Source organism: Flavobacterium sp. RHBU_24 (genome assembly GCF_046613695.1).
GTDB lineage: Bacteria > Bacteroidota > Bacteroidia > Flavobacteriales > Flavobacteriaceae > Flavobacterium.
This window is the reverse complement of sequence record NZ_JBKJHD010000008.1, coordinates 116332-135526: the sequence shown is the minus strand read 5'-3', so window position 1 is coordinate 135526 and position 19195 is coordinate 116332. Positions and strand designations below refer to the sequence as shown.

Below are 19195 nucleotides of genomic sequence, written 5' to 3'. Positions count from 1 at the left end.
AGAGGCGATTTGTAGCATTATCTGCCGCGTTTTGCTATATTTGTTCGTTAAACGTAAAATTTTGCAAAGGACATAAATTTATGAGCGAAGAAGCAAAGAAAAACAATTATTCGGCAGACAGCATACAGGCCCTTGAAGGGATGGAACACGTAAGGATGCGTCCGTCGATGTATATTGGTGATGTAGGTGTACGTGGGTTGCACCACCTTGTTTATGAGGTTGTTGATAACTCTATTGATGAAGCCATGGGCGGCTATTGCGACACCATAGGCGTGGCAATAAACGAGGATGGCTCTATAACTGTTGAAGATAACGGCCGTGGTATACCGGTCGACATGCATAAAAAAGAAGGCGTTAGCGCACTTGAGGTAGTAATGACCAAGATAGGCGCCGGCGGTAAGTTTGATAAAGACTCCTATAAAGTATCGGGCGGATTGCACGGCGTGGGGGTTTCGGTGGTAAACGCACTGAGTAACCATATGAAATCAACCGTTTTCCGCGACGGTAAGATTTATGAGCAGGAGTATGAAAAGGGTAAAGCCATGTATCCGGTAAAACAGGTAGGCGAAACCGAGCGCAGGGGTACTACACAAACCTTTTACCCGGATGATACCATTTTTACGCAGACTACCGAGTTTTCTTACGATACGCTTGCCGCACGTATGCGCGAGCTTTCGTTTCTTAACAAAGGGATAACCATAACGCTTACCGATAAAAGGAATAAAGACGATAAAGGCGAGTTTGTATCAGAAGTATATCATTCAGATGAGGGCTTAAAGGAATACATCCGTTTCCTGGACGCTAACCGCGAACCCATAATCAGCCATGTGATAAGCATGGAGAATGAAAAGGGCGAAATCCCGGTTGAGGTGGCACTTATATATAATACGAGTTATACCGAAAATATCTTCTCGTATGTAAACAACATTAACACGCATGAGGGCGGTACACACCTTTCGGGTTTCCGCAGGGGGCTTACCAATACCCTTAAGAAATATGCCGACAGCTCGGGCCTTTTAGATAAACTTAAGTTTGAAATTAGTGGTGATGACTTCCGCGAGGGGTTAACGGCTATTATTTCGGTTAAGGTACAGGAGCCGCAGTTTGAAGGCCAGACCAAAACCAAGCTGGGCAACCGCGAGGTAGTGGCGCCGGTAAGCCAGGCCGTGAGCGAAATGCTGGAGAACTACCTTGAAGAAAACCCTAACGATGCCCGTACTATAGTTCAAAAGGTAATACTTGCGGCGCAGGCACGCCACGCGGCCAAGAAAGCCCGTGAGATGGTGCAGCGCAAAACTGTTATGGGCGGCGGCGGATTGCCGGGTAAACTATCTGACTGCTCTGAGCAGGACCCTGAAAAATGCGAAGTATTCCTTGTAGAGGGCGACTCTGCGGGTGGTACCGCAAAACAGGGGCGCGACAGGGCATTCCAGGCCATACTTCCGCTAAGGGGTAAAATACTTAACGTAGAGAAAGCCATGCACCACAAGGTGTTTGAGAACGAAGAGATACGCAATATATTTACCGCGCTGGGTGTAACCATAGGCACGGCCGAAGACAGCAAGGCGCTGAACCTTGAAAAGCTGCGCTACCATAAAGTGGTTATTATGTGTGATGCCGACGTAGACGGCTCGCATATATCAACGCTTATACTTACATTCTTCTTCCGCTTTATGAAAGAGCTTATAGAAAATGGGCACGTATATATAGCGACCCCGCCATTATACCTGGTAAAAAAAGGTAACAAAAAGGAATATGCCTGGACGGAAAACCAGCGCGACCTTATTACAGAGCGCATGGGTGGCGGTACAGCCATACAGCGTTATAAAGGCCTTGGAGAGATGAACGCCGAGCAGCTTTGGGAAACCACGCTTAACCCGGAGTTCCGCACACTGCGCCAGGTGAATATCGACAGCCTGCCTGAGGCCGACAGGATATTCTCAATGCTTATGGGTGACGAGGTTCCGCCAAGGAGGGAATTTATAGAGAAGAACGCCGCTTATGCCAAGATAGATGCGTAAGCCGCTGTTAAAAATAGCTTCGGTTGTCACGTGCTTTGTTGCCACGGGACGCGTAAAGGCGCAAACTGATGTTGCGCAGGTAACACAGGAAATAGGGTATCTGATTGATGATGCCCTATTTTTTTCTGACCAGTATGTAACCCCCGCTACTGATGCGGCGGTATACCAGTCGTCTTCCGGATGGATTACCAGCCCCAGGAAAAAAAAGTTTGGCGAAGTACAGTTAGGTTTCCATACCAACGTATTTTTTACACCAAAACGCGACCAGCTGTTTGTAATACGCAACAGCGATTTTAAATTCTTCCAGCTTGAAAACGGTTCTTCGGCAGGTGTGCCCACAGCATTAGGCAATGATAACCAGGTATTTTTAAGCGGCACTCTGGGCGGCAGCGCGCTGCGCATGAAAACCCCCGAGGGCATGAACATGAATACCGTGGCTTATCCTTATTTACAGGGGTCGGTAGGCTTACCGTTCGGCACAGAGCTGGTTATTAAATTCTCCCCTCACGTAAAATTAAAAAAGAGCGACTACCAGGTGTATGGCGCGGGGCTTAAATACAACTTTAGCCAGTACATAAAATCATTTGAAGAACAAAAAATACACATGGCCGTTTTTGCCGGTTACAGCAAAGAGGAGGTTTCATTTAACTTCCTGGATGTGAAGACCGATTTTGGTACGCTGGGCATTAACACCATAACCGGCACGGTAGATACCTACCAGTTTCAGTACAGCGCGTCGCAGGAATTTGGGAAACTCGAGTTTATGGGAAGTATTATCGGTAACGTGAGCGACGTAAAATATACCGTAGACGGCGAAACGGGTACCATTGAAGAAATTATACCCCTGCAGCAGATACTTAACCAGCGTTTAAAGGAAATTTATAAAACCCGTACCAATTATATAGGAGAAATGTCCTGTTGTTATAATATTGGTAATTTTAATGTTCAAACTATCGTTGCTTTTGGTAAATTTGTAAATACGAATATCTCATTACAGTATTTATTTAAGTAACCAAACTAATAAAACATACCTTATGAAAGTAACAATAGTAGGTGCCGGAAACGTGGGCGCCACCTGTGCAGACGTAATTTCGTACCGCGGGATTGCAGGCGAAGTAGTGCTTCTTGATATTAAGGAAGGCTTTGCAGAGGGCAAAGCCATGGATATAATGCAATGCGCCTCTAACACGGGCTTTAATACCAAAGTTACCGGCGTAACAAACGATTACTCAAAAACAGCTAACAGCGCCGTGGTGGTTATAACATCGGGCGTGCCGCGCAAACCGGGCATGACCCGGGAGGAACTTATAGGCATTAACGCCGGTATTGTAAAGGGCGTTGCAGAAAATATCCTTAAATATTCGCCTGACGCCATAATTATAGTGGTTTCTAACCCTATGGATACCATGGCCTACCTTACGCTTAAGGCTACCGGCCTGCCTAAAAACAGGATTATAGGCATGGGTGGCGCGCTGGACAGCTCAAGGTTTAAATACTACCTTTCTAAAGCGCTTGATAAACCTATTAATGATATACAAGGCATGGTTATAGGCGGCCATGGCGATACTACCATGATACCGCTTACCAGGCTGGCCTCCTACAACGGCAGCCCGGTATCGAGTTTTTTAAGCCAGGATGTGCTTGATAAGGTAGCTGCAGACACTATGGTGGGTGGCGCTACGCTTACCGGGCTGTTAGGTACTTCGGCATGGTATGCGCCGGGGGCATCAGTAGCCTACCTGGTAGACAGCGTACTTAACGACCAGAAAAAAATGATAGCCTGCTCGGTATACCTGGAAGGGGAGTATGGCCAAAGCGATATATGCATAGGCGTGCCTTGTATTATAGGGGCTAACGGATGGGAAGAAATTGTAGATGTGCATCTTGATGATGCCGAAAAAGAAAAATTCAGTAAAAGTGCCGATGCTGTACGCAGCATGAACGCCGCACTTGCCGATATATCCTGATAGCAAAATACCAGAAAACATAAGGGCTGCCGGGCGCAGCCTTTTTTTTGGATATAATTTACAAATAAATTGGTTAATCTTATCGTAAATTATATATTTGCTCGTTTTTAAAAAAATGGAACAATTAATTTTTAGTAATAATGCAGAATAAGGGACTCGTAAAATTTTTCGCAATCCTCTTTGGTATATTATGTATCTACCAGCTTTCATTCACCTTTGTATCTTCGGGTATAGAGAAAGACGCTAAGGCATTTGCCAAAGGCGACAGTAACAAGGAAGTAGAATACCTGAACTCGATGAAGGATTCAGTGGTATATCCGGTACTTAATTATACTTATGATGAGGTAAGGAACAAACAAATTAACAAAGGGCTAGACCTTGAGGGAGGTATCAACGTAATGCTTGAAATCTCTGTAAAAGACATCCTTAAAGGGCTGACTAAAAATACAGAAAACGCTGTTTTTAACAGGGCCCTGGCGCGTGCTACTAAAGAAAGGGAGGGTAACCAGAGTTATCTTGACGCGTTTTTTATCGCATTTCAAAAAGAATCTAACGGCACTGTAAAACTAGCCTCGCCAGAGGTATTTACAAATACACTGAATACGGACATCAACAATACAATGTCTGATTCTGAAGTTCAGAAAATCATTACTAAAAAAGTAAGTGAGTCAGTAGACAGTGCTTTCCGTGTACTTTCTGAGCGTATTGACCAGTTTGGCGTAGTACAGCCTAACATACAGAAAATAGGCGAAACAGGCCGTATCATGATTGAGCTTCCCGGCGCTAAAGATATAGACCGCGTGAAGAAGCTTGTAAGCAACATGGCACAGCTTGAGTTTTGGGAAACATTTAAACTTAATGATTTACAAGGGTTTATAATCTCGGCTAACGAAGTACTTAAAAAAACCGAAGTTCCTGTTAAGGAAACGGCCACTACAGCTAACGACTCCCTTGATAAGATATTGGGTAAAAGCGATACCAGCGCTGTAGCGAAGGGTAATAACCCGTTGATGGACAAGATACAGTTTATGGGCGGTGCCATATTAGGTATGGTAAACGTTAAAGATACTGCTGCTGTAAGCGGTTATTTTAAAAGGGACGACATCAGGAGCCTGCTGCCTGCAGAGGCGCGTTTTGCACGCTTTGTTTACGGTAAAGAATCGAAAGCAAAAGAAACTAAGGGCCTTCTTGAACTTTATGCCTTAAAAACAAATAAGCAGCAAAAGCCGCCGCTTAGCGGAAGTGTTATTACCGGCGCTATTGCTACATTTGACCAGAGCAACCAGCCCGCGGTTTCTATGACCATGAGCCCTGTAGGTGCCCAGAAATGGGAAGAGCTTACCGGTAAAGCCTTTGTAGAAAAGGGCAATATAGCCATTGTGCTTGATAATGTGGTATATTCTGCACCGAGTGTAACCACAGGCCCTATTGCCGGTGGTAACTCTATCATCAGCGGTAGTTTTGAAGTTACAGAAACGACTGACTTAGCTAACATACTGCGTGCGGGTAAACTGCCTGCAAGCGCCGAAATTGTACAGTCGGAAATTGTAGGGCCGTCATTAGGACAGCAAGCTATAGATAACGGTATAAATTCTTCTATTGCAGGTTTGCTTATCGTATCGCTATGGATGATTGTTTACTACGGTAAAGCCGGCTGGTTTGCAAACGCCGCTCTTTTAGTTAACATCCTGTTTATATTTGGTGTACTTGCAAGTATTGGTGCAGTGCTTACACTACCGGGTATTGCGGGTATCGTGCTTACCATAGGTACCGCTGTAGATGCTAACATTATTATTTACGAGCGGGCTAAGGAGGAGCTGAGGCACGGTAAAACGCTGGAGGAGTCGGTTAAAACGGCCTTTAGCTGGAGGGGCGCCATGTCATCAATTATTGATGCTAACGTTACCCACGTGCTTACCGGTTTGGTACTTTTAATATTTGGTTCGGGCCCGGTTAAAGGTTTTGCAACCACACTATTGATAGGTATCTTTACCTCACTGTTTACCTCTATATTTATTACAAGGCTATTCCTTGACCATTATGTTAAGAAAGGTAAAGAGCTGTCTTTTGTAACGCCACTTTCTAAAAACTGGTTTACTAATTTCCATTTCGATTTCCTTGGAGCCAAGAAGTTTACCTACATATTCTCTTCACTGGTAGTAATAGGCAGCTGTATTTCATTTTATGTAAATGGATTAGACCAGGGTATTGACTTTGCCGGTGGGCGTAGCTTCCAGGTTAAGTTTGAAAAACCGGTACAGAGTGAGGAAATTAAAGAGCTGCTTAGCTCAAGCGCGGCATTTAACGAAAATGTGGATGTTAAGGTATTTGGTAACGACTCCCAGCTGCGTATTACCACAAAATATAAAATTGGCGAGAATACCAATGCTGCGGATACCGAAGTGAACAACAAGCTTTATGAGGCGCTTAAAAAATACTACTCAAAGGATATTACTTACGATGAGTTTATAAAAACAAGCGATGGTAAAACACTGGGTGTGCTTCAGGCAACAAAAGTAGGCCCTACAGTGGCAGATGATATTAAAACCAATGCCTACTGGGCGGTACTGGGCGCTATGGCGCTGGTATTTGTTTACCTTATGGTAAGTTTCCGCAGGTGGCAGTATTCACTTGGTGCAATCGCTGCGGTAGCGCACGACGTTATCTTTGTATTGGGCATCTACTCGGTTTGCTACAAGTTTATGCCGTTCCACATGGAGATGGACCAGCACTTTATCGCGGCCATCCTTACGGTAATTGGCTACTCGATGAACGATACCGTAATTGTATTCGACAGGGTACGTGAGTACCTGGCCGGTAACTCAAAAGGTACGTTTGACAGTATTGTAAATGCATCAATCAACACCACCATGAGCCGTACGGTTAATACATCATTAACCATGATATTGGTATTGGGTATCATGTTCATTTTTGGTGGCGACAGCATCCGCGGATTTATATTTGCCATGCTTGTAGGTATCGTGGTAGGTACCTATTCATCACTGTTTATTGCAACACCGGTACTTGTAGATACCATGCCTGCAAAAGACAAGGAAGCTATCGTTAAAAAACACAACGAAGCCCTTGAGGCAGAAACAGTATAGTATTATATTTGTTAAAAATTATAGAACCTTCCTATGTTAATAGGCAGGTTTTTTATTTATTTGCATACGTAAAGAAAAATATCTTCGTTATAATCTAAAAAAAAGGCATAGTTTTAGACACACCTTAACAGAAATAAAACTGACAAATAATATGATGAACCTAATGTTATTATTGCAGGACACTATACCTGCCGCTGTACAGGATACTTCCGCTGCCGCTGCAACGGGCGCAAAAGAGGAACCCATACGGTTCTTTGAAATGTTAATGAACGGGGGGATAATGGTAATACCTATCCTGCTGCTGCTGTTTTTTACACTGTACGTAATCATCGAAAGGGCCATCTACTATAACAAGGTTACAAAACATAACGAAGCGCTTATAAACGATATACGTTTTCAGCTAAGTTCCGGCAAAATTGAAGCCGCCCAGATGACCGCGAGCAAGGCAAATACCGCCGAAGGCAACATACTGGAAAGCGGCATAACGCTTATAGGCCGCCCGCTTAGCGAAATAGAAGGCATGATGGAAAAGCAGACCAACGTAGAAATAGGCATGATGGAAAAGAAACTGGGCTGGCTGGGCCTTGTTGCCGGTACCGCACCTATTCTTGGGTTCATTGGTACCATTGGCGGTGTTATCGTTATCTTTCACACTATATCCGTGGAAGGTGAGATAACTATTGATACCATATCTAAAGGGTTGTACCAAAAAATGATCAGTTCCGGCCTTGGGCTTGTAGTGGGTGTAATAGCTTACTCTGCGTACCACTATTTTAACGTGGTGATAGATAATTTTTCACTGCGTTTACAAAGGCAGGCCATACAATTTATAAATGCTATAACTACAGGTAAATAATGAGGGTTAAAAGAAATAAACGCTTCCATGCAGAAATCGCGGCTTCATCGCTTAGCGACATCATGTTTTTTTTGTTCCTGTTTTTTCTTATAGTATCTACCCTTGCTAATCCTAACGTAATAAAGCTGAGCCTGCCGAAGGCAAAAAGTACGGCACAGACAACTAAAAGCCACATCAGCCTTTCTATACAGGTTGAAGAAGGCAAAGGGAACAGGTATTACCTTGACCAGGCCCCCGTGGCATTTGATTCGCTGGGGTACAGGCTGGCACGGCACGTAGAGCAAACAAAAGACAGCACGGTTATTGTAAGGTTTCCGTATGACCTTAAAGTTCAGGACATGGTAAATGTTCTTGAAATTGGAGAAAGCCAGAAACTAAAATTTGTTATTGCCACCATCAAAAAACCATAATATGGCACAGTTGACTAAAGAGGAAAAAGAATCGGGCATCATTACAGTGTGCATATTTGCCATTGTAATGCTCCTGCTATTTGTCCTGAAGTTTGATGTGGACAAACAAGACGAAGAGAAAAAAGAAATTGTGGTAATGCTTGAAGAAGGCGGCGGTGGCGGTGGCGGTACTACCATAGACTTTGGCGACAGCGAAGTGGGGGCCGGCATACGCGATCAAAGCGAGGCAAAGAGCGCTGCTGCATCGGCACCATCGGCCTCAGCCCCGGCCGAAGAAGTAGTGGGCAGCGATGATGACAAAGCCGAGGCGGTAGCCAATACAAAACCTGTAGAGAACCGCTCTACACGCGTGGAAACCCCAAAGCCTGAAACTCCTAAAAAGCCCGTGGTACCTGCAAAGCCCCGTAACGAGGCGCTGGATAACCTGCTTAATGGCAGTAACGGCGGCGACGGCAATACCGGCCAGAGTGGCAACCAGGGCAGGAATAACGGCATAAGCAATGGCGGCTATGATGGCGACGGCGGTACCGGCGGTGGCCGTGGCGGCGGAACCGGTAGTGGTAATGGTACCGGTACAGGCCCCGGCAGCGGCTCAGGATCCGGTGGGGGTAGTGGTGCCGGTAACGGTACAGGTGTAGGCAACTACAAATTAGCGGGACGTAAAGTACTTACCAAGCCCGCCCCACGCTATACCTGTAACGAACAGGGTGTAGTGGTGGTAGCCATAGCGGTAGACCAAAGCGGTAAAGTGATATCGGCTAATGCGGGTGCACGTGGCACTACTAACTCCGCACGCTGCCTGGCCGACCAGGCTGAGGCTGCCGCCCTGAATACTAAATTTGACAGTAACCCCAATGCCGCAGAAAAGCAAACGGGTACTATTGTATATAACTTTAAGCTTACGGAATAAAGGCGTTGCATTGCAACGTTCTCAAAAAAAAACAGTCAACCTGAGCGTGTCGAAAGGCGGCTGTTTTTTTTAGTTCCTTTCTTCAGGTGCTTTCATTGCGAGCGGAGGAAAGGAACAGAGCGCGGCAATCTATTTATTCTGATGAGATTACTTCGTCAGTTTTGGCTATATACTAAGGTGCTTCGTTACTAACGTTAATTTTCTATTCTACCTATCACCTTCTCTTCAAAAGACAACGTATCAATTTTTGCATTAGCTACGCTAATTATAGTGGTATGAATAGCGTTAAATGTACCATTATGCCAAAGCCGGGTGAACTTGTAATCATTAATACTGTCCCAGTTAAAATCGGTCAGCTCAATTTCGGGTGACGTGATTTTAAACTGCCGTCTCAGGTTGGTAGGAGTCAGCGCTCCATTATCATAGTCATACAGGGCATATAATTTCAGGTCAAAAGTATCTTTTAAATATTCATGCGTGTTATTGTCATAGATTAAAACTCTGGCCGTTACCTCGTCTGTTGGGTAGGATTTTAAAAGTATAACATATAGCGTATGCTTTTCATCGAATAGGCGTATGGTTCGCAGATACGCATCTGCCTGTATTTTCGGGTCATCGCTAAGTACATTTTCATCCACAAAATCTTTTATGACCTTTTCAATTTTAAACACCTTATTATCATCTAAAGCCAGGCTGTGTTTATCATTATCTAAGTTAACAGTGGCAAGCCGTAACGGAAACTGACTGTCCAGAACATTAGCCCTGTATTTTTCGGAAATGGCTTGTCTTTCAAGCTTGTTTGAACAGCTATATAGTACAAAAAAAGTAATAGATAGCAAGTAAATTTTCTTCATAACAGAATTGATTGGTAGATAAATGTATAAATTTTATTCCAATTAATAGTAGTGCTATAAATCGGTGATAATCCATTAAATCAGTGTTATCTGTGTTCCTCCATACGCCTATAACAACCCCCTCAAAAATTCCCTTTCCTCCCCAATTTTCACCGCCTTTAAATACGCCGTACCCACAATAACCCCATCCACGCTTTCAAACGCGGTTTCCTTTTTTTCTTTACTGTCAATGCCAAAGCCAATAAACAGCGGCGTATCCCCACAAAGCTGCTTCAGCTCGGCGTAGCGGGCGCTCAGGGCACTGCTAATGGCATATCCCTGCCCGGTAATGCTGTTTTGCCCCACAAGGTACACAAAGCTGTTAGCGCAGGCCTGTGCGGTTTGCTGCACGCGGGAATCGGTAGTAAGCGGGGTAATGAGGAACGTAACGGGCACACCGTATTTTTCAAAAACGGCTTTATACTTTGTTTGATATAATTCTAACGAAAGGTCGGGCAATATCAGCGCCGCAATACTCAGCTTTTGGCAACGGCTTAAAAAGGCATCAAGGCCAAATTGAAGGACGGGGTTCAAATAGCCCATCAAAACCAACGGGATGTGTATTGCATCCTTCGCGGCTTCCAGCTGTTGCAGCAGCAGTTCCAGCTTCATGCCGTTTTGCAGGGCTATGGTACTGGTTTCCTGTATCACGGGGCCATCGGCCATAGGGTCGCTAAAGGGGATGCCCACCTCGGCAAAGTCTACGCCCAGTTCCTGCAATTGCAGCAGTTGGGGTACCAGGCTGTCACGTTCCGGGTAACCGGCAGTTACAAAAATGCTGACCTGTTTTTTATCTTTTTTAAACGGATTGCTCATAAGTTGGGGAATTTTTCCAGGTAGGTATTCATGTCCTTATCGCCGCGGCCGCTAAGGTTTACCACGATAACATCATCTTTTTTCAGTTCAATTTTAGCCAAAGCCGAAAGCGCGTGCGCACTTTCCAGCGCGGGGATAATACCTTCAAGCTGTGAAAGTTCCAGGGCGCTTTGCAGGGCTTCGTCGTCGGTTATGGATATGGCTTTTGCCCGCCCGGTGGCAATGGTATGCGCGTGCAGCGGCCCTATGCCCGGATAGTCAAGCCCCGCCGAAATAGAGTGCGGCTCGGTTACCTGCCCGTCGGCATCCTGCATCAGGAGCGTAAGGCTGCCATGCAATACCCCCGGCGTACCCAGCACACTTGTAGCGGCAGATTTACCGGAATCAATACCGTGCCCTGCCGCCTCTACAGCCACAAGTTCTACTTCAGGATTATCATAAAACCGGTAAAAAGCGCCTGCGGCGTTACTGCCCCCGCCCACACAGGCGACTACCTTATCGGGTGCGGATTTGCCTGTTTTTTCAAACAGCTGTTTCTCAATTTCTTTAGAAATAACCGACTGGAAATAGGCAACAATCTTAGGGTAGGGGTGCGGCCCCACGACGCTGCCTATAAGGTAATACGAATCGGGGTGGTTTATCCAGTGGCGGATGGCCTCGTTAGTAGCATCCTTCAGCGTCTTGCTTCCTGAAGTTGCGGGGCGCACCTCGGCACCCAGCATCTTCATGCGCTGCACGTTGGGCGCCTGGCGTTCAATGTCTTTTTCGCCCATGTAAACAATGCAGTTCAGCCCCATGAGCGCGCATACCGTAGCCGTAGCCACGCCGTGCTGGCCCGCGCCGGTTTCCGCAATAATGTCAGTTTTGCCCATGTGCTTTGCCAGAAGTATCTGGCCCACAGTGTTATTGACCTTATGCGCCCCGGTGTGGCACAGGTCTTCGCGCTTCAGGTAAATGTGCGCGCCATATTTTTCGCTCAGCCGGCCGGCATAATACAGCGGGGTAGGGCGGCCCACAAAGTCGCGCAGCAGGTGGGCGTATTCGGTTTCAAAGGCTTCGGTAAAGCAGTAGCTGTTAAAGGCTGTATCAAGTGCCTCCACATTCGGGCGCAACAATTCCGGCACATAAGCCCCGCCAAATTCGCCGTAAAAGCCCAGGTTATCAGTATCTAAATAAGATGTATTCATCTTTAATGTAGTTTTAAATTAATGTTAGGTGTACTGCAAGCGTTTTATAGTTTCATTTCGTTTATAAACCGGTCTATCAGCGCGGCATCTTTTATTTTTGGTGCTGTTTCAAAACGGCTGTTAAGGTCATAGCCTGCCAGCTTTGGGTGGCTGAACGCCTTTAACGCCCCAACCGAATCGTTTCCTATGCCGCCACTTAACAGGAACGGGGTATTACCCGTATAGTTTTTAAGGATTTCCCAGTCAAACGCTGCACCCGTGCCCCCATGTTGGTCGCTTTTGGTATCAAACAAAAAATAATCGGCCAGGCCTTCATAGGCCCCGGTTTTTTCAAGGTCGGCTTCCGATGCTATCCCAAAGGCTTTAATTATCCCTACGTCCTCCGGCAGTTGCCTTATATAGTCGGGCGATTCGCTTCCATGCAGCTGTACCGCGTCTAAGCCATGTTTTTCGATGTGTGCAATGACATACTCCGGCGGTGCATTCACAAAAACGCCTACCTTCTTTTTGGCTGTCGCCAAAGAGGTTTCGGTGTAGCGTTTTGACCCTTCAAAGAAAATGAAACCAAGATATGCTACCTTTGGTAACGTATTTACTTCGCGGGCGGTATAATTGCCGGATAGTCCGCACACTTTTATTATCATGGCCTTATGTTTTTGGTGAGTTCCGCCAAATGGCCCTGCCTGAGGATGCTTTCGCCAATAAGCGCCCCGCTGTAACCCGCTGCCCTCAGCCCGTCGATGTCCTCGCTTGTCTTTATTCCGGATGCCGAGATGAGCGGTACGTTTTTAGGCAAAATTTTTACCAGGTCAAACGAATGCTGTAAACTGGTTTGCTGTGCCTTAAGGTCGCGGTTGTTTACGGCGATAAGGTCGACATCAGGCGGGATATAGGTAACTTCCTCGGCAGTATGCACCTCATACAGTACTTCTAAACCTAGGCTGCGGGCCACGTTAGTAAGGTAGGTAGCGTCTTCGGGTTGCAGTACTGCACCAATAAGCAGGATTGCATCGGCACCTGTGGCTTTGGCTTGGTATAATTGTATTTCGTCTATAATAAATTCTTTTCGCAGCAGCGGCAATTTCACGACTTTCCGTGCTGCGGTAATATCGTCAACGCTTCCGCCAAAATAGTTGTAATCGGTTAGTATGGAAATGCCCGACGCGCCATTCTTTTCGTAAAACGAGGCTTGTTCGGTAATGTTTACATCCGTTTTTATTTCCCCGCCGCTCGGTGATTTTCGCTTTATTTCGGCAATAATGCCAAAACCCGAATCAGCGATATGCTGTTTTAGGGAAAGGGTTTCACGGGTAAAATTTTCGCTCTCGCGGAAGCGCTCGATGCTGTGGGATTGCTTTAGCAGCGCCACTTCCTTACGCTTATTGGCTATTATTTCATCTAATACATTCATGCTGCTATTTTTTTAAGATGGGTGATGGCCCTGCCCGAGAGCACTGCTTCGTACCCTTCGGCGAATGCCTGCTCAAAAGTTTTTTCAGGGCTGAAGGTTTGTAATGCCAGCGCCACGTTACCTGCCAGTACAATATTCTGCTGCTGTGTGCCTTTACCCGAAAGTAAGTCGGTAAGTATTTTAGCCGAAGCCTCAACCGTATCGCCGCCTGATATTTCGGGTAACGTAATAGTTTCCTGTAGCGGGTTGCTGCCCAAAAGTTCGTCGCGCTGCTGGCCCAATATGCGGGTTACGCCAATGAAGGTCAGTTCATCAAAGCCGTCCATGCCGTGCAGCACGGTAAACTCCTTGCGCTCATCTTTAAGCGCGTGCTGGTACTGTTTTGCAAGTTCGAGGGAATAAGTACCCGTAAGTTGGTGCGATGGGTGTGCGGGATTAACCAGCGGCCCCATGCTGTTAAAGAATGTGGCGATGCCCAGTGCCTTACGCAACGGTGCCACGGCCTTAAGTGCCGGATGAAACAGGGGCGCGTGCATAAAGCAGATGTTGGCTTCGTCAAGCTGTTGTTGCAGGCTGTCGCGGTCGTTAGTAAATGTATAGCCCAGCGACTCCAGCACATTGCTTGATCCGCACAGCGAACTCACGCCGTAGTTACCGTGTTTTACCACTTTGTGGCACAGGCTGGCCAGTACAAATGCCGTACAGGTAGAGATGTTAAACGTGTTCTTGCTATCACCACCGGTACCGCACACGTCGATGCTGTCGCCTACGTCAAATTTCATAGGTAATGCCAGTTCCAGCAGCGCCTCGCGAAAGCCCATAAGCTCGTCAAGCTGCAGGCCGCGCATTTGTATCCCTGTAATTATGGCTACGGTTTGGGCATCGTTGCTTTCGCCGTTGCCTATGCTTAGCATACACTGGCGTGCCTCAGCTTTGCTAAGGGGTGCGCGGGATATTATTTTTTCGAGTATTGTTTTCATATTGGATATCACAGAGTTACACAGAGAAGGCACAGAGGTTCACGGAGGATTAAGAGTTCTGTTTATTGTTTCATGGCATCTAACATCGAAGGCACAGTGTTACACGGAGAATTAAAACTCTGTGAACCTCTGTGGAACCTCCGTGTATCTCTGTGGCACAAATTCAAAATTTAAAATGCATCATTTAAAATAACAAAAGGCTCTCTAACCCAGTTCTCTATCATCGTACGCCCCTGCGGTGTTAACACCGATTCCGGGTGAAACTGCACACCGCTGGTAGGGTGGCTCGTGTGGCGCAGCGCCATTACGGTACCGTCTTCGGTTTGTGCGGTTATCTTAAGGAACGGACTGCCGTTTGGCGTTATTTTCCAGCTGTGGTAACGGCCTACGGGCAGTGTTTGCGGCAGGCCCTCAAACAGCGGATCATCGGTAAGGATGGTCATATCAGTGGCTTTGCCGTGCACCGGGGCGGGGCATTGTTCCAATATTCCGCCAAAAACCTCGGCAATGGCCTGGTGCCCAAGGCATACGCCCAGCATCTTTTTCTGGCCGGAATAGCGGCGTATTACCTCCAAAAGTTCACCTGCCTCGCTCGGGATGCCGGGGCCGGGGGAAAGGAGTATGGCATCGCAGGTATCGAGTTCGTCATAATCTACTTCGTTGTTACGCTGCACTACTACTTCTACATTATCGGTTTCGCGCACATAGCGCACCAGGTTGTATACAAAGGAGTCGAAATTATCTATTATACCGATTTTCATGGTTTAAAGTTTCAGGTTTAAAGTTTTAAGTTGTTTGCAGCGGTTATCGCCCTGCGTACAGCCCCGAGCTTGTTGGTTACTTCCTGTAGTTCGTTTTCGGGTACGGAGTCGAGCACCACACCAGCACCGGCACGGTAATGCAGTTCGTTATTTTTACTAAAGATACTGCGTATCACAATCGCAAGGTTCATATTCCCATCGGCACGGAGGAAGCCTATAGCGCCGCCGTAGTAGCCGCGTGGGGTGCTTTCGTAGCGGCTTATCAGTTCGAGAGCGTTGGGCTTGGGCGTACCCGATAGCGTACCCGCCGGGAAAGTACCGGAGAATAGCGGCAGTGCATTATTATCTTTTTGAATGTGCCCTACAACCTTACTCACCAGGTGGATGACATGCGAAAAATGCTGTACCTCTTTATAGCTGGCTATCTGTACACCGGTGCAAAAACGGCTCAGGTCGTTACGGGCAAGGTCTACCAGCATGGTGTGCTCGGCGTTCTCTTTTTCGTCGTTTATCAGGGCATCGGTATTGCGCTTGTCTTCGGCTTCGTTGCCCGTTTTACGTACCGTACCCGCTATGGGGTGTATGCTGGCCGTGCCGTTGTTCAGGCTTATCTGGGTTTCGGGGCTGCTGCCCATAATGCGGTAGCTTTCCATATCAGCATAGAACAGGTAGGGGGAGGGATTTAGCCTGCGCAACTGCCTGTACACCTGGAAGTCATCGCCAAAAAACGGCTGAGTAAATGGCCGCGATACCACCAACTGAAATACGTCGCCCCGGTAAATATGTTTCTTGGCATTGCTCACCAGATCAATAAAGTCATCATCGGTTAGGGGGGAGGTTTCTTCGCCTTTGGTTTCAAATGGCAATAGCGTAAACGTCTGCCTGCGCAGCAAGGCTTCAAAATCGGTATTGGGTACTATTTCTTCGGTAAGCGAATTGCGCAAAATCAGCCCGGTATCGTGGAAATGGTCGAGCACAATAAGGTATTCAAATAATATGAATTGCGCTAACGGCAGTCCCGTCAGGTCTTCTTTGGCCGACTTAACCGGCTCTTCAAAGTGTGCGTATTCAAAACTAAAGTAGCTTAAAAAAGCGTTGTGGTTTTGCGGGTTCTCGAAATTGTATTCCGCAATGATTTGCTGTATCTGGGTAGTGACTTTTTTGCGGTTAACTATCGGCTGCACCGTACGCGTACCGGCAATTTCTGTCACGATGGTATCTGTATAAACGCTTATCTCCGCCAAGGGGTTAAGCCCAATGTATGATGTACTGTCGGCACGCGAGTGGTAGTCGTTACCCTCCAGCAGGCAGGGCTTGCGATAGTGGTGGCGCAGGCCCAGGTACAGCCCTACGGGCGTGTAGAGGTCGGCGTTAAAGTGGTATGTCTGGGTATATATTTTCATTTCAAATTTGGGTATAAAAAAACGGCTTGCCGAATGTGACAAGCCGTGTATACGTTATATGGGAGTATATGCGTGTTTAGGCAACCGTCACTGAAGTGTGAAAGTGCCACCACCAAAATTTGTTTGCTGTTGCTGAAGTAATCATAATTCAAATGTAGTGAATGTGTTTTTAGTGACCAAATATTTTTGCATTAGTTTATTCGGTAATGCGGTGATTCGGTAATTTTGAGGAATGGAACGCGGATTGAGCGGATGTTTGCGGATTTTTATCTTTGCAACAAATCCCGTTTATCAAAAATATCCTGTAAAAATGTCAACACATCCTCATAAGGCGTTTCAGACCAGTGTCCGGTTTCGTAATTTACAACGAGATGATTCCAAACACAAATAACTCCATAATAATCAAGGGTTATCGCAAAATAGATTTTATCATCCGAGTATATGGCAAAACTATCTTCATCCTGCAAACTACCTACATGTGTACCAGTAAGGGCAACGGCTTTGTAAAATTTAAGATGTGTGAATACCTCCGGCAATTGTGCTTTTATGATTGAATACAATTCTTTGCCAAAACCGTCGTAACGCAGCTCAAAGCCTTGAAGGCTTTCCTCCTCATATATACGGCCTCCACATAGCAACTCTTTAATTATGTCCATTTTACAGTTAATTTGTCAGAGCAAATTTAGTCAAAAAAATCCCCGCCATTTAAAAAACAGCGGGGACAGCAATTATAATTCGAGTTAGTTAAGAACCGGATTATTGTTTTACAAACTGAAGCTCAAGCGCCAGTTTTACTTCTTCGCCCAGCATTACACCACCGGTTTCAAGGGCAGCATTCCAGCTAAGGCCAAAATCTTTACGGTTAATTTTACCTACTACTGAGAATCCCGATTTGATGTTGCCCCACGGGTCTTTCTGGATGCCGCCATATTCTACAGCAAGGGTTACCGGTTTGGTTTCGCCGTGTATGCTAAGGTCGCCGGTTACAACATACTCGCTTTCCTCTGCTTTCGCTACGCTGGTAGATTTAAAGGTGATGGTTGGGAACTGTGCAGCGTCAAAAAAGTCGGCGCTTTTAAGGTGGCCATCGCGGTCGGCATTGTTTGTGTTGATAGAATCTACATCAGCGCTAAAGCTGAATGAAGCATTATCAAAGTTGTCGTCATCTGACTCGGCAGTAGCTTCAAATTTTGTAAAGTTACCCGATACGTTAGTAAACATAAGGTGTTTTACTTTAAACGTAACTTCTGAGTGTGTAGGGTCTAATACCCATTTTGTTGTTGCCATGATTATTAAAATTTTATGGTTTTTATTATTTGTTATTTTATTTGTTTTGATGAAGCAAAGGTAGGCCGGTTAAACTGCCCCGGCATTGAACTAGGACAAGAAAAATATTTTTTTAAGAAAAGTTTATAATGTCATCGGTACTTCCATAAGCAGTACTTCTGCACCGGCTGAGTTTGCCTGAAGGTTAAACGCATCAACATCCCAAATGCCAAGGCCATCGCGCTCGTTTAGCGCTATAGTGCTTATGGTAATATCACCCTTAATTACAAAGGCATATACGCCGTTGCCTTTTTTCTTAAGTTTATAGTTGGTTGTAACACCTTTATCAAAAGTGCCCAGGTGGAACCACGCATCCTGGTGAATCCACACGCCGGCATCGTCCGCATTGGGCGAAAGTATCTGTTGTAGTTTGTTGTGCCTGTCGGCTTCTTTAAGCGTTATCTGGTCGTAGCGTGGGGTAACGTTGCGCTTGTTTGGGAACACCCATATCTGGAGGAACTTGGTAAGCCTGTCGCTGTTGCGGTTGTATTCGCTGTGCTGTATGCCCGTTCCGGCGCTCATTACCTGGATGTCGCCACGCTTAATTACGGCGGTATTGCCCATGCTGTCTTTATGCTCTAAATCGCCCTCCAGCGGAATGGAAATAATCTCCATGTTATCGTGCGGGTGGGTGCCAAAGCCCTTGCCGGCATCTACGCGGTCGTCGTTCAGTACACGCAGTACGCCAAAGTGCATACGGTCAGGGTTGTTATAATTGGCAAAGCTAAAGGTGTGGTGGGTGTCGAGCCAGCCGTGGCTGGCATGACCGCGCGTAGCGGCTTTGTGCAGTACGGTATTGTCCAGTATTTTAGAATTGGGGTTGGGCAGGTGGTTGTAGCCAATAGCATCTAACGGCTGTATCTCGTCAATGTCGTTTTTTAGCGTTTCGCCCAGTGCGGCAGATGCTACAAACATTCCGGTGCCCATAAGGCCTTTTTTTATAAAATCTCTCTTGTCCATGATTGCTGTGTTTTTAGTTGATTACAGTACAAATTTCAGGATTATGGTTGATGTGCGCATTGAACTATGACAAGAAAGCCGTCCCCTCCCCAGCCCTCCCCGAAAGGGAGGGAGTAGCTTCACTCAGAAATTTTTTGACTGTGATTTAGCGATATTTCCTAAGCGCTATTTAACATACTGTACCCGTCCG

18 protein-coding genes are annotated in these 19195 nt (G+C 46.2%); 7 read left to right on the top strand and 11 right to left on the bottom strand.

What is annotated here, in order from left to right; all coding sequences use genetic code 11:
- The first annotated feature begins 80 nt into the window (after positions 1–80).
- From gyrB to ACLI09_RS10145, 7 genes are all read left to right on the top strand, one after another.
- Positions 81–2021, top strand: a complete 1941-nt coding sequence (gene gyrB / locus ACLI09_RS10175) for a DNA topoisomerase (ATP-hydrolyzing) subunit B (protein ID WP_411419509.1) — start codon at positions 81–83, stop codon at positions 2019–2021.
- Positions 2014–3033 carry a DUF6588 family protein gene (locus ACLI09_RS10170; protein ID WP_411419508.1) on the top strand — a complete coding sequence of 340 codons (1020 nt, stop codon included), beginning with the start codon at positions 2014–2016 and terminating at the stop codon, positions 3031–3033. The genes gyrB and ACLI09_RS10170 overlap by 8 nt, the downstream gene beginning before the upstream one ends.
- Positions 3034–3055: 22 nt before the next feature.
- Positions 3056–3988 (top strand): malate dehydrogenase, encoded by a 933-nt coding sequence (locus ACLI09_RS10165; RefSeq protein ID WP_411419507.1) that lies wholly within the window; start codon positions 3056–3058, stop codon positions 3986–3988.
- Between the two features lie 140 nt (positions 3989–4128).
- Positions 4129–7092, top strand: coding sequence for a protein translocase subunit SecDF (gene secDF / locus ACLI09_RS10160; RefSeq protein ID WP_411419506.1), 2964 nt, complete (start codon positions 4129–4131; stop codon positions 7090–7092).
- Positions 7093–7243: 151 nt separating this feature from the next.
- A complete protein-coding gene (locus ACLI09_RS10155; protein WP_411419505.1) occupies positions 7244–7948 on the top strand; it encodes a MotA/TolQ/ExbB proton channel family protein in 705 nt (234 codons plus the stop codon).
- The gene (locus ACLI09_RS10150; RefSeq protein WP_411419504.1) at positions 7948–8358 is read left to right on the top strand and encodes an ExbD/TolR family protein; all 411 of its coding nucleotides are present in this window, start codon (positions 7948–7950) and stop codon (positions 8356–8358) included. Before ACLI09_RS10155 ends, ACLI09_RS10150 begins: the two co-directional genes overlap by 1 nt.
- A gap of 1 nt (position 8359) precedes the next feature.
- Positions 8360–9268: an energy transducer TonB gene (locus ACLI09_RS10145; protein ID WP_411419503.1), complete on the top strand. Its 909-nt coding sequence runs from the start codon at positions 8360–8362 to the stop codon at positions 9266–9268.
- A 194-nt stretch (positions 9269–9462) separates the two neighbouring features.
- Here ACLI09_RS10145 and ACLI09_RS10140 read toward each other — a convergent pair whose 3' ends face one another.
- The 11 genes from ACLI09_RS10140 to ACLI09_RS10090 all read right to left on the bottom strand — a co-directional run bounded on the left by ACLI09_RS10140 (position 9463) and on the right by ACLI09_RS10090 (position 18849).
- Complete coding sequence (locus ACLI09_RS10140; RefSeq protein ID WP_411419502.1) at positions 9463–10122, bottom strand: hypothetical protein; 660 nt, start codon at positions 10120–10122, stop codon at positions 9463–9465.
- Between the two features lie 108 nt (positions 10123–10230).
- A complete protein-coding gene (gene trpA / locus ACLI09_RS10135; protein ID WP_411419501.1) occupies positions 10231–10977 on the bottom strand; it encodes a tryptophan synthase subunit alpha in 747 nt (248 codons plus the stop codon).
- Positions 10974–12164: a tryptophan synthase subunit beta gene (gene trpB / locus ACLI09_RS10130; protein WP_411419500.1), complete on the bottom strand. Its 1191-nt coding sequence runs from the start codon at positions 12162–12164 to the stop codon at positions 10974–10976. Before trpB ends, trpA begins: the two co-directional genes overlap by 4 nt.
- Positions 12165–12208: 44 nt before the next feature.
- On the bottom strand, positions 12209–12808 hold the full coding sequence (locus ACLI09_RS10125) for a phosphoribosylanthranilate isomerase (RefSeq protein WP_411419499.1): 600 nt from the start codon (positions 12806–12808) through the stop codon (positions 12209–12211).
- Positions 12805–13575, bottom strand: a complete 771-nt coding sequence (trpC, locus tag ACLI09_RS10120; protein ID WP_411419498.1) for an indole-3-glycerol phosphate synthase TrpC — start codon at positions 13573–13575, stop codon at positions 12805–12807. The genes ACLI09_RS10125 and trpC overlap by 4 nt, the downstream gene beginning before the upstream one ends.
- The gene (gene trpD, locus ACLI09_RS10115) at positions 13572–14555 is read right to left on the bottom strand and encodes an anthranilate phosphoribosyltransferase (RefSeq protein WP_411419497.1); all 984 of its coding nucleotides are present in this window, start codon (positions 14553–14555) and stop codon (positions 13572–13574) included. Before trpD ends, trpC begins: the two co-directional genes overlap by 4 nt.
- 170 nt (positions 14556–14725) lie before the next feature.
- Positions 14726–15316: an anthranilate synthase component II gene (locus tag ACLI09_RS10110; RefSeq protein ID WP_411419496.1), complete on the bottom strand. Its 591-nt coding sequence runs from the start codon at positions 15314–15316 to the stop codon at positions 14726–14728.
- A 17-nt stretch (positions 15317–15333) separates the two neighbouring features.
- Complete coding sequence (locus ACLI09_RS10105) at positions 15334–16719, bottom strand: anthranilate synthase component I family protein (RefSeq protein WP_411419495.1); 1386 nt, start codon at positions 16717–16719, stop codon at positions 15334–15336.
- Positions 16720–16985: 266 nt separating this feature from the next.
- A complete protein-coding gene (locus tag ACLI09_RS10100) occupies positions 16986–17375 on the bottom strand; it encodes a hypothetical protein (RefSeq protein ID WP_411419494.1) in 390 nt (129 codons plus the stop codon).
- Positions 17376–17475: 100 nt separating this feature from the next.
- Positions 17476–18006 (bottom strand): YceI family protein, encoded by a 531-nt coding sequence (locus ACLI09_RS10095; protein ID WP_411419493.1) that lies wholly within the window; start codon positions 18004–18006, stop codon positions 17476–17478.
- A gap of 123 nt (positions 18007–18129) precedes the next feature.
- The gene (locus ACLI09_RS10090; RefSeq protein ID WP_411419534.1) at positions 18130–18849 is read right to left on the bottom strand and encodes a pirin family protein; all 720 of its coding nucleotides are present in this window, start codon (positions 18847–18849) and stop codon (positions 18130–18132) included.
- Between the last annotated feature and the right edge of the window lie 346 nt (positions 18850–19195).